Raw genomic sequence first — 11,681 nt, 5'->3', positions numbered from 1 at the left:
CACGTGCCCGTCCCTGGATATGGGGCCGTCCAGCTCCGCCAATCCGACAACTACGACGCCGCTACGTATACCTGCTTTGAGGAACGTAGCACTAGAAGTTCACGGACGGCGGCGCCCCGGCCCTGTCGGCCGACTGACGCGGGGTTGCCGGCCTGCGCGTCGCCCGTTCGGGAACTAGCTTTCAGGTGCCGGCCGTTGGTCGGTCGGAACACGGTGCGGGGAGCGTCGTGCAACTGGGGGTCACGGGTCGATGGTCATGGCGTTCGCTCTCACGTTGCCCGGTTTGGCGCTGGCGGTGGTGCTGTTCGCGCTAGCCTCGACGGCGTTTCGACAGCTGGCCAGTTCGAGGCTGGTTCCGGCTCGGCTCCGACGACGGCTGAGCCGAGCCGGCGGCGCGCCTTCGGTGTCCACCGTGGCCATGGACGTCTTCACCGGCTCGGTGAACACCGGCAAGGCGACTGAGCTGGAGGAACGCTCTGCCGAGGCTATGCGCCGCGATGAGGAGGGCGACGCCGCACCGCCCCGCTCGACCATCGATCTACACTCGGGCCGCGCCGTCATCGTGCTCCCGAAGCAGCCGACTGGCACCGGCCGAAAGCCCGGCGGACGGAATTGACCGCCTCGACCCTCACGCCTTCACTCCGATGAGAGTCGTGCGAGTCGATGGTCCCCCGTGCCCGACCGGCGGCGGCCGACCGGCCGACTGCTCCCCGCGCCCGTCACAGTCCCCGCTCGCAGGTCTCGGCCGCCCAGATCGTGACCCGTCTACGGCGGCGGCTGACCCCCGCGGACGCGGGGAGGACGGCCGCATCGCGATCATCAGGCTGTGGTCGGGTTGGTTCCGGCGGTCGCGCCAGCGTTGTTCGGCGGTTCGGTCTCGAAGTGGGGCGAACAGCCATGGGGCGAGGCGGGGGACGGCAAAGCCAATGCTGCGCAGCGGGTCGGAAGGGGTCCTCCCCGCGGACACCGCCGCGGAGGCCCCGGCGCCGCCGTCCGAATGAATGGGCACGGACCGAACGGTCCTCCCCGCGTCCGCGGGGGTCAGCCCTTCAGCAAGGAACGGACGCGGCACACGGGCGCGGCAGTACGCGAGCTGCGTGGTCCGAACATCTTGCAGGACGAACGCGCCGCGCCGCTGCGGTCGGCAGGCCCGTACAGTCGCCCCGGACCGGGCCACCGCAGCCGCCTTCCGCGGGGCGCTACCACCTGATCCCACCGCGCGGGACCTCCTGGCACGGGCCGTGCCCCCGCCCGACGCACGGCTGGCAGAAGCCGGCCACCGATCCCCGAGAGCGAGCCGTGAATGACCGAACATGTCGCGGGGTCCGAGATCCCCGTAGCCCGCCTGGGCCGCCTGGGCCGGATCGAGGTCCGGGGCGGCCCGCACCCGATCCGCAGACGAGCAAATCCTCGGGCTGTGAGCCACTGACCCGCTGGAAGCGTCCGTCGCCGTTCTGCCAGCTTCCGGGCTTCCGACAGCGGCGACCGACCTCCTCCACGGCCGCCGCCATTCTTCAGGCATTGCCCTCAGCCCCTTTCGGGCCGCCCGCACCCCGGTCGAACTGGCGGGTCGGAGGTCACCGGCCGGGCGGGCCTTCACCGGAGTGCCGAGACTGAAGGTCCTGCACCGAACCGGCGGGAGCAGCCGAACTGGCAGAAGGCCTCTCCGTGTGAACCACGAACCGCTGATCCGGTCAGGCTCCGGTGCGCCAGGAATCGAGTGGGACGCTCGGGCCGCCCTGGAGGTAGCTGAGCAGGGCCGTCTGAGTGGTGGACACGAACTCACGCGGGATGAAGTCGGCGGACACCCAGGCTACCTCGGAGTGCTTTTCGGGCTCCCCGTTGCGGAGGTTGCCTGACCAGGAGTGCGCGGCAAGGACAACGGTCAGGAAGCCGTTGGGGGCCTTGACGCCTCGGGCTCCGTGGATGACGTGCACCAAACGCAGATCATCGGCCGCCCCGAGCAGTCCGACGTCAAGGACCGTTGCAGTACGCCGCGGCCGAAGTCACCGCTGGTACCTCCGGCTGCTTACAGGGTTGCGGCACCGGGTGGGATTGGTCGATCACGTCCGGGCGGCAACTGGTATGCACGTTTGACTTTAGGAGACAAGGGCGCATAGGAGTGTTAGAGGGGCGGCTAGTCGCGTGATGGGGCGCGCGGAGGGGGCACGCCCGACCGGCCTTGCGCCGGGCCTCTTGCACAATCCCTGTCCGTGCGGCTGGATGGTCCCCAATCACGCTCCTCGGTGGTGTCTCCATCGGGTCGCCGTTCCGGCCTTCGCGAAATCCCCTCTACGTCGCGCTTGTTGACTGCAGGGAGTCTCGCCGCTGGTTCTCCGTAGCGGGTTTGGCGCCGCCGTTGCCGGCGGCCTCTGCCCCGGCCTTCCGGCCGTCTCCCGTACGGACCGCTGCCCGATCAGCGTGACCGGTTGCGTCGCGGCTCGCGACGCGGTGGTCGTCCGCGCGGTTCGCGGACGCGCAATTCGAGTGTCGAGTGGTGGTGTCATGTCTGCCCACACCATGTCCGATCCGCCGGAACCGTCCGATCCCTCGGTCCTGTCTGAACCGCCGCCCCTGCCGAATCCGACGGGGATGGTGGTCCTCCGCGGCGGCCCTCCCGGATCTCCGCCGCTGCACCGGATCCCGGAAGCCCAGCCAGCCCCCTCCCGGGTCGTCATCACCTTCTACGGGCGGCACCAGCACTTCGAGCGCACCCGCAGCACCGAGTCCGTGCACGGCGTGCAGCTACCGGTCTTCCAGTGGACCTACAGCACAGCGGTCGCGGAGTAGCGCGGCCGCGGAACGGAGGGACTGAATCATGTCGGCATCGAACGCGGAACCGATCGCGGTGATCGGAATGGGCTGCCGGTTTCCCGGCGGAGTCGAGACCCCCGGCGGGCTGTGGCAGCTCGCAGCCGAGGGCCGGGGGACGGCGGGGCCGGTCCCGCCGTCCCGGTGGGACGCCGGACGCCTGGCCGCCCAGCACGATCCGGGACTCCGGGACCAGGCGTCCCTGGGCTGCTTCCTGGAAGGCGACGTCTGGGCGTGGGAGCCGGAGGCGCTCGCGGTGGCCCCGGCGGAACGCGCCTGGGTGGACCCGCAGTCGCGGGTCATGATGGAGGTCGCCCGGGAGTCGTTGGAGCACGCCGGCATCTCCTTGGACCGGGTACGCGGCTCGCGCACCGGTGTGTACATAGGCACCTATGCGCCGGACAATCTGTTCCGGGCGGCCCGCCCGGTGGAGGACGCGCCGAACAGCCCGTTCCTGTTCGGGAACTTCCCCGCTGGAACGGCCGGTCGGGTCGCCTTCTCGATGGACCTGCGTGGTCCGGTGATGGTGGTCAGCACTCACTGCTCGTCGGGCATGGTCGCGCTGGACACCGCCTGCGGCGCGCTGTCGTTGCGCGAGTGCGACCTCGCCCTGGCCGGTGGGGTGCTGCTGATGCTGTCACCGCTGACCCACTTGATGGAGGCACCGCTGCTGCTGTCTCCGAGCGGAGCCTGTCGGGCCTTCGACGGACGGGCGGACGGGTACGTGCGCGGCGAGGGAGCGGCAGCCGTCGTGTTGAAGCGCCTGGCGGACGCCCGCCGGGACGGCGACCGGGTGCTCGCGGTGATCCGCGGAAGCGCGGTCAACAACGACGGACAGGCCACCCGCCTGACCGCGCCGTCCAGCGAGATGCAGCAGGAGCTGTTCCGGACGGCCGTCGGGCTGGCGGGCGTCGACCCCGGGGAGGTCGGGCTGGTTGAGGCCCATGGGCCCGGGACCGCCGTCGGCGACCCGGTTGAGTACTCCTCGATCCAGGCCGTGTACGGCCGCGACGGCCGGGGCCGGTGCGCGTTGGGCTCGGTGAAGACGAACATCGGGCACACCGAGCCGGTGTCCGGACTCGCCGGACTCATCAAGGCGGTGGAGTGCCTGCGGCGCGGCACGATCCCGCCGAACCGGGACTTCACCGGCTGGAATCCCAGCATCGACCGGGAGCAGCGATCCCGGCTCTTCGTGCCGACCGAGCTGACCCGCTGGCCCGTCCCCGGCAGGGGCCGGCTCGCCGCGGTGTGCTCCTACGGGGTCAGCGGCACCAACGGGCACGTCCTGCTGGAGGCCCCGCCCGCTCCCCGCCGGAGACCGGTCGCCACAGCGGCGGCCGAACCCGCCCCGGGCAAAAGCCTGTTCCTCCTCTCCGCCGCCTCGCGGCCCGCGCTGCTGGGCTCGGCCCGACGCCTGGCCGACTGGGCCGAGGCGGAGGGCGCGTCGGTGCCGGCCGGTCACATCGCGCACACCTTGGCGCTGCGTCGCCGCCACGCGGAGTTCCGGCTGGGCATCGTCGCCGACGGAGTACGCCAAATGGCGGAACATGCAAGGCAGTTCGCCGACGGGTTGGATGCGGCGGGAGTGGTGAGCGGCTCGCCGGTCCTGCCGCCCGGCCACCCCGGACCGGTGTTCGTGTTCACCGGCCAGGGCTCGCAGTACCCGGGCATGTGCCGGGGCCTGCTCACCGGCGAGCCGGCGTTCGCCGCCGCGATCGACGGGCTCGAACCGCTGGTGCGCGCCGAGTCCGGCCTCTCTCTGCGTGAACTCATCCTCCAACCGGAGCAGTTGCAAGGCGTGGACCGGATCCAGCCGGTGCTGTTCGGCGTGCAGGTGGCACTGGCCGCCCTCTGGCGCTCCTGGGGCGTGCAACCCGCCGCGGTTATCGGGCAGTCGCTGGGTGAGGTGGCCGCCGCGGTGGTGGCCGGGGCGCTCACCCCGCGGGACGGCGTCAAGGTGATCTGCCGCCGCTCCCGGATCCTGGCCGGCATCGCCCACGGCGCGATGGCCTCGGTCATGCTCGGCACCGCCGACACCCGCGCCGCCATCGAGGCCGCCGGTGCCGACCGGGTCGACATCGGGGTCGTCACCGCTCCGCGCACCACGGTCGTCTCCGGCGACGCCGAGCAGGTCCTCGCCCTGGTGGCCGGGTGGAACGCGTCGGGCATCCTGGCCCGCCTGGTCGACGTGGACGTTGCCTCACACTCCTACCAGGTGGACCCGGTCGTGGACGAGCTGCGAAACGCCCTGGCCGATGTGGCGGGAACCGTGCCCACGGCAGTGCGCCTCTACTCCACCGTCAGCGACGAGCCGCGCGACCCCGGTCCGCTGGACGCCTCGTACTGGGTGCGCAACCAGCGCGACACCGTCCAGTTCCTGCGCGCGGTGCGCGCCGCGCTCGCCGACGGCTACCGCCTGTTCGTCGAGTGCACCGCCCACCCGCTCGCCACCCGGCCGATCATCGAGGCGTCCACCGAGGCCGGGATCAGCGACGTGGTCGCGGTCGGCTCGCTGCGCCGCCACGCCTCCGACGACGGCGAGGAGTTCCTGACCCACCTGGCCACCGCTCATGCCGCCGGCTACGACGGCATCGACTACGCCACCCGCTACGGCGACGGCCGGCTGGCCGATGTCCCCACCACCTGCTGGAACCGCTCCCGCCACGGCGACACCACCACGCCCTACGCCCTGGTCGCCCCCGGGCTCCCTGCGGCCGCACAGCACCCACTGCTCGGCACCCACGTCCACGACCCGGACCAGCCCGGCAGACATCTCTGGCAGGCGCCGATCAGCCCGGCCCGGCTGCCCTGGCTCGGCGACCACCGGGTGGCCGGGACACCGGTCCTGCCCGGGACCGGCTTCGCCGAGATGCTGCTCGCCGCCGGCTGCGAAGTCCTGCGCAGCGACCGGATCGTGATGAAAGGCCTACGGATCGAGACACCACTGATCCTCGACCCCGAGCCCGAGGTCGTCACCCGGCTCACCGAGCAGGACGGCGTCCTGTCCGGCCAGGTGCTCACCCGTTCTGCCGACGGCGTGGTGGTCCACGCCCGCGCCACCCTCCACCCGACACCCGGCTCCGGAGCCGAGTCCGGAGCCGGACGCGAAAGCGGCCACCCGCACGCACCCGTGGCCGAGGACCGCTCCCCGTCGCTGTCGGCCGGCGGACCCACCGACGAGTGGACGGACCTAACGCCGGACGAGTTGCACCGCCACTTTCGTGAACGTCACCAGGTCTTCCACGGCCCCGCCTTCACGGCCATCGACCGCATCCGGCTGCATCCTGATCACACCCGCGCCGTCGCCGCCCTGCGCACCGCCGACAGCGCCCGGGTCTCCGCCGCCGCGCTGCGGCTCCACCCGGCCCTCGCCGACGAGTTCGTCCAGACCGCGGTCGCCACCTGGCTGGCCTACTGCGCCACCAGTCCGGGACCCGTGGTGGTCGCCGGTTTCGAGGCCGTCCACCTGCACGGCCCCACCGGTCACGCCCGGTTCGCCGACGTCACGCTGGCGCACGCGGACGACCTCGGCTGTACCGCCTCCGGCACGCTCACCGACGCCGACGGCACGGTGGTCGCCACGATCACCGGCCTGCGGCTGGCCAACATCACCCCACGCGAACAGCGCTACGCCGACCGCCTCGCCCATCTCGCCTGGCAGCCCGAGCCCGCGCCACCGCTACCCGCCGCGACCGACCAGCAGTGGCTCGTCCTCTCCCCCGAGCGTGCCTTCTGGGGATCCCGCCTGGCCGCCATGCTCGACGAACGCGCGGGCGGCTGCCGACTGCTCCGGCAGCCCGCGGGCGCCACGCCGGACCCCGGCGTGCTGGCACACGCCCTGGACGGGGCCCGTGAGCCGGTCACTGACGTCCTCCTCGTGCTGGATGCGCCGGACACCGACTCCACGCCGGAGGCCGCCCTCCGTGCCGTCCGGCAGGCCCTCGCCGTCCTTCGGTCGCTCGCCGCCCGCACCGCACCGCCACACCTGTGGGTGGCCTGGCGCGGCGACGAACCGCTTGCCTGCGCGGGCCTGCGCGGCCTGCTGCGCGTGGCCGCCTTCGAGCACCCCGAACTGCGCCCCAGCAGTCTGCTGCTCTCGAACGACACCCCGCTGGACCACGTCCTCGCCGACCTGCTGGCCGACGCTCCCGTGGTCGAGGTCCTCTGGCGCCGGCACCACCGCTCCGTCGCGCGGATCCGCACCGGCCCCGACCCCGTCGCAACCACCCGCGCCGAGCGGCAGGTCATCCGCACCGACGGCAGCTACCTGGTCACCGGCGGGCTGGGCGGCCTCGGCCTGCTCACCGCGCGCCGCTTCGCCGAACGCGGTGCCCGCGGGCTGGTCCTGGTCGGACGCTCCGCGCCCAGCGCTGCCACCCGGCGCGCGCTCGACGCCCTGCGCGCGGCTGGTGACACCGTGATCGAGACGCTCAGGGGCGATGCCGCCGATCCGGGAACGATCCACCGGGCAGTTGGACTCGCACACACGGCAGGCAAGTTGCGTGGGGTGGTGCACGCTGCCGGGGTGGTCGAGGACGCCGTCCTCGCCCGGATCGACGCCGCCCTCCTGGACCGCGTGTGGCGCGGCAAGGCCGAGGGCGCCTGGGCGCTGCACCGCCACCTGCGCGAGGTGGACCTGGACTTCTTCGCCGTCTACTCCTCTGTCGCCGCGCTGCTCGGATCCCCCGGCCAGGGCGCCTACGCGGCCGCCAACGCCTATGTGGACGCCCTCGTCGCCCACCGCCGAGCCCAGGGCCTGCCCGCCACGGGCATCCACTGGGGCGCCTGGTCAGAGGTCGGACGCGGACAGCACCTCGCGCGGCGCGGGTTCGTGATGATCAGTCCCCAGGACGGGATGGACGCGCTCGAACGCATCCTGACCGAGGGCCACCACCAGGTCGCGTACTCCCCGATCGACCTGGCCCGGTGGACGGCCTCCTACCCCGCCGTACGCTCCTCCGCCCTCCTGGCCGACCTCCTCACCGGGGCGAGTGCCAACGAACCGGACGCCTCGCCCGTCCTCGACGAGCTCCGCTCGGCGGCCACCTCCTCCGGCCGCCACCGCATCCTCACCGACCTCGTCGTCCGCCAGGTCCACGAACTACTCGGCGCCACCGGCCGCCACATCGGCCCGCACACCAGTCTGGTGCTCCTCGGCCTCGACTCGCTGGGCGCAGTCCAGCTTCAACAGCGCCTCACCCGCACCCTGCACACCACGATCGCCCCCGGCGTCATCTGGACCAAGCCCACGGCGGCGTCCCTCGCCCATTGGCTGCTGGACGCCATGGCCCTCGACGACGCCCCGTCGGGCTCGACCACCTGACAGGGCCGACATCGGGGCGCACGGACGAACGCGCCCGGGCGCCCCTGAGGCCCGCCCCCGTCAGCCTGCCCGAATGCCCCACCGAACGACACAGGAAGAGTTCCCATGGCCTCACATCCCGAACGTCCACTGCCGGAGGGCTTCCTGACCCTCGAAGGGCAACAGCGCTTCCTCGACGTCTTCCTACCGGTCCGCAACCAGGTGCTCCGCGAGTTCTACCACGGGCCCCGTACCGGCAACCGATCCCCTCGGACAGCAGCCCCCGCGTGGCGGGCGGCGATCCGCCTGCTGGGAACACGCACCGACGAGACCGTCCCCGAGCTGTACCGGCTGTACTACAACCGGCTCTTCGCCGCGATCTGGCTGGCGCTGAACTGGGGGCCCTACACCCCCGCGATCCGTGAGCTCCCGGACCCGCTCCAGCGCATCCACCTCTCCCAGGTCAACTCCGTGGACACCTGCTGGCGGCCCGCCGTGGTGAGCGTTCCCCCCGGCGGCCTCCTGGTCGAGGTCGGCACCGGACTCAGCGACGGCTGGGCCCGGCTCGCCCTCCTGATGCCGCAGGTCCGGATCCTGTCGATCACCATCGAACGGGACCAGGCGGAGATCGGGCGCCGCATCGCCCGCGAACTCGGTCTCGACGACCGGGTCCGGTTCAGGGTGGGCGACATCTTCTCCCTCGGGACCACTGGGGACCTGGCCGGCGAGGCCGACGCCGTCACCGCCATGGGCGTCATCCCGCACTTCCCCCCGCCCCGCAAGGCGGAAGGCCTCCATGCGATGGCTGCCATGCTCAAGCCCGGCAGCCCGCTCCTGATCTTCGACGCCTACCGGACCCGGCCGTTCTCCCCCTTCATGCGGCGAGCGCTCATCAGCTCCCTCAGCTGGTACCCGAGCGGCGCGGACTTCCGCACCGCCCTCGACGAGGCCGGCCTCCGCCCGCTGCGCTTCGACGTCCACCCGCCGGCGCACTGCCTCCCCTTCGCGGACGACACCCGCGCGACGGCCGCCCTGCGCGAGGAGTTCGGCCCCCTCATCGCCTGGCTCTTCCCGAGGATCGTCAGCGGCTTCATGAAGGGCCTGCTCAAACCGCAGGAGTCGGTCTACCTCTCGGCCGTCCGGAAGTGAGCCGCCGCAGCGTCCCCACCGTCGTGCGCAACCACAGGAGGTGTCCGACCATGGACGGATCCCGATCGGCGAGTGCGGCCGACGGACGGACCCGGGAGCATGCCTCCGCCACCGGGCGGCGGCGGTGTGCCCCGGTCACGGCGTGGGCCGTGACCGGGGCAGTGCTCCTGACCGCGGAAGCATGGGTGATGGGCCGTTGGGCCATCGGCAGTGCCCGGTGGATTCCTGCCGGCGCGTACGGGCTCGGCCCCGCCCGCGCCCGGATCCTGGACGCCTATCAGCTCCTCAGCATCGCGGGGGTGGTCGGCAGCACGGCCTGGTCCGCCTGGTACAGCCTGCGGCAACGGGCCCTCGCCGTCGAGACCATGGTGCTCATCGGATTCCTGTCGGCCTTCTGGCTGATGCCGGTCGTCAACTACCACGGCCAGGTGGCCGCCTACAGCAAGCACCTGATCGCGACCGACGACTGGGGCGCCTACCTCCCCGGATGGCACGGGCCCTCACCCGCCAACCACCCCCAGCCGCTCTTCGTCGGATGGTTCGCCCTCGCCGAGGCCGTGATGTGGGCCCTCCCCACCCTCTGGGTCCTCGGTCGCGCCGAACGCCGCCGACCCGGGCTGTCCACAGCCCGGCTGACCCTGATCGCTTTCACCACGGCCATGGCCGTCGAAGTGGTGCTGGAACCCGTCATGGTCTTCAGCGGTGCGTATGTCTACGCCCAGGCCGTCCCTCAGCTGACCGTCTTCGGTGGGCACTGGTACCAGGTCCCCGTCTACGCGATGGTCATCGCGGCGACGGTGTACGGCGTCCTGCCCGCGCTGCTCTGCCACCACCACCGGCACCGACCCCGCGGAGCGTCCGTCCTCCGCGGGCTGGCAGCACTGCCACCGCGGGCCCGCACCTGGACGGCGCTGCTGGCGGTGGTCGGCGTCACGCAGACCGCCTTCCTGGTACTGGCCGCCGGCTACGCCCTGATACCGGCACTCGCCGGTGCGGACGCGGTCGAGCTCCCCCCGCACCTCCGGTAGCCCCGGACGCCGAGGGTGAGGAGCCGAGGGTGAGGAGAGAAACGCCCATGAGAACCGCCTCAAGACACGCCGTCGTCATCGGGGGAGGCTTCGCCGGCCTCCTCGCCGCCCGGGCGCTCAGCGACACCTTCGCCCGGGTCACGGTGATCGAACGCGACCCGCAGCCACGCCCGGACGGGCACCGGCGGGGCGCACCCCAGACACCCCATCCCCACGGGCTGCTCCAGCGCGGGGCCACCACGATCGAGGCGCTCCTGCCCGGCATCGGCGACGAGCTCCGCGCCCGGGGAGCCGCGCTCTTCGACTTCGGGGAGGGCGCCCGCATCCTCTTCCCCGCCGGCTGGGCCCCCGTCGGGCCCACCGGTGTCGGGCATCTGGCCTGCAGCCGTGCCCTACTCGAAGGCACGATCCGGGAGCGGGTGACCGGCCTGCCCGCCGTCGACCTGGTCGCCGCGACCGCCAGCGCCGTGCTGTGGACCGGGCACCGGGCCACCGGGGTGAGGGACAGCTCAGGACGAACCTTCCCGGCGGACCTGGTGGTCGACGCGTCCGGGCGCACCACGCGCCTGGCCGGATGGCTCGACCAGGGAGGCTTTCCCTCACCACCCGTCACCCGTGTCCTGGCCGGCCTCTCCTACGTCACCCGCCGGTTCCAGGGCACCCCCGCCGCCGAGTGGCACATGTCCGCGGAAGCTACCTACGCACCGACGATCCGGCGGGGCGGCCTCGTCCAGGTCATCGAAGGGCAGCAGACCCTGGTCACCCTCATCGGGGCGAACGGTACCCGCCCGCCGCATGACCAGGACGGCTTCCGCGCCCACGCCGCCGCCCTGCGCAATCCCCACCTGCTGGAATCCATCGACCGTGGAACACCAGTCGGCAAGCCGCACCGCTACGGCGGACTGGACAACCGCTGGAACGGCTACCACCGCGCGCCCCGGTGGCCGGACAACGTCATCGCCCTGGGCGACTCCGTCGCCGCCCTCAACCCGATCTACGGACACGGCCTGACCGTCTGCGCCCTCCAAGCCCTCGCCCTGCGCGACCTGCTGCGGCACGGCCCGCTACCGGGCTTCGCCGGGAACTTCCAGCGCGAGGCCGCCGGCATCGTCCGCGTGCCCTGGCTGCTGGCCGCCCTATCGGACACCGCCTGGCACACAGAGCGGCGGCCCCTCGGCATGCACACCGCCACCCTGGCGCTGCGCCGGGTCCTCGACCTCGTCCCGAGCCACCCTGAGATCTATCGGGACCTCGTCGCCGTCCAGAACCTGCTGGCCCACCCCGTCATCCTGGCCCCCGCCACCCTCACCCGTCGGCCCCGAACGTGACACGACATCCGACCGAAGCTAGCTTGCTCCCGGGAAGACCTCTCCGCCGACGGCAGGACGCCC

At 72.4% G+C, this 11,681-nt stretch carries 6 protein-coding genes and 1 pseudogene; 6 read left to right on the top strand and 1 reads right to left on the bottom strand.

What is annotated here, in order from left to right; translation table 11 throughout:
- Positions 1–256: 256 nt before the first annotated feature.
- Positions 257–616 carry a DUF6191 domain-containing protein gene (locus ABT263_RS20985; RefSeq protein ID WP_352292074.1) on the top strand — a complete coding sequence of 120 codons (360 nt, stop codon included), beginning with the start codon at positions 257–259 and terminating at the stop codon, positions 614–616.
- A 1,078-nt stretch (positions 617–1,694) separates the two neighbouring features.
- On the opposite strand, the pseudogene ABT263_RS38920 reads toward ABT263_RS20985, so the two are convergent.
- A pseudogene (locus ABT263_RS38920) lies at positions 1,695–1,937 on the bottom strand (NUDIX hydrolase); the annotation flags it as partial.
- 655 nt (positions 1,938–2,592) lie between these two features.
- Here ABT263_RS38920 and ABT263_RS20980 point away from each other — a divergent pair.
- The 5 genes from ABT263_RS20980 to ABT263_RS20960 all read left to right on the top strand — a co-directional run bounded on the left by ABT263_RS20980 (position 2,593) and on the right by ABT263_RS20960 (position 11,618).
- The gene (locus ABT263_RS20980) at positions 2,593–2,790 is read left to right on the top strand and encodes a DUF5988 family protein (protein ID WP_352292072.1); all 198 of its coding nucleotides are present in this window, start codon (positions 2,593–2,595) and stop codon (positions 2,788–2,790) included.
- A gap of 28 nt (positions 2,791–2,818) precedes the next feature.
- Complete coding sequence (locus tag ABT263_RS20975; protein WP_352292070.1) at positions 2,819–8,134, top strand: type I polyketide synthase; 5,316 nt, start codon at positions 2,819–2,821, stop codon at positions 8,132–8,134.
- A gap of 105 nt (positions 8,135–8,239) precedes the next feature.
- A complete protein-coding gene (locus ABT263_RS20970; RefSeq protein ID WP_352292068.1) occupies positions 8,240–9,262 on the top strand; it encodes an SAM-dependent methyltransferase in 1,023 nt (340 codons plus the stop codon).
- Positions 9,263–9,411: 149 nt separating this feature from the next.
- Positions 9,412–10,290 carry a spirocyclase AveC family protein gene (locus tag ABT263_RS20965; RefSeq protein WP_352292066.1) on the top strand — a complete coding sequence of 293 codons (879 nt, stop codon included), beginning with the start codon at positions 9,412–9,414 and terminating at the stop codon, positions 10,288–10,290.
- 47 nt (positions 10,291–10,337) lie between these two features.
- Positions 10,338–11,618: an FAD-dependent oxidoreductase gene (locus ABT263_RS20960; RefSeq protein WP_352292064.1), complete on the top strand. Its 1,281-nt coding sequence runs from the start codon at positions 10,338–10,340 to the stop codon at positions 11,616–11,618.
- Positions 11,619–11,681 lie beyond the last annotated feature (63 nt).

Source organism: Kitasatospora sp. NPDC001603 (genome assembly GCF_040298365.1).
Classification (GTDB): Bacteria; Actinomycetota; Actinomycetes; order Streptomycetales; family Streptomycetaceae; genus Kitasatospora.
This window is presented reverse-complemented; position numbering and strand designations above follow the sequence as displayed.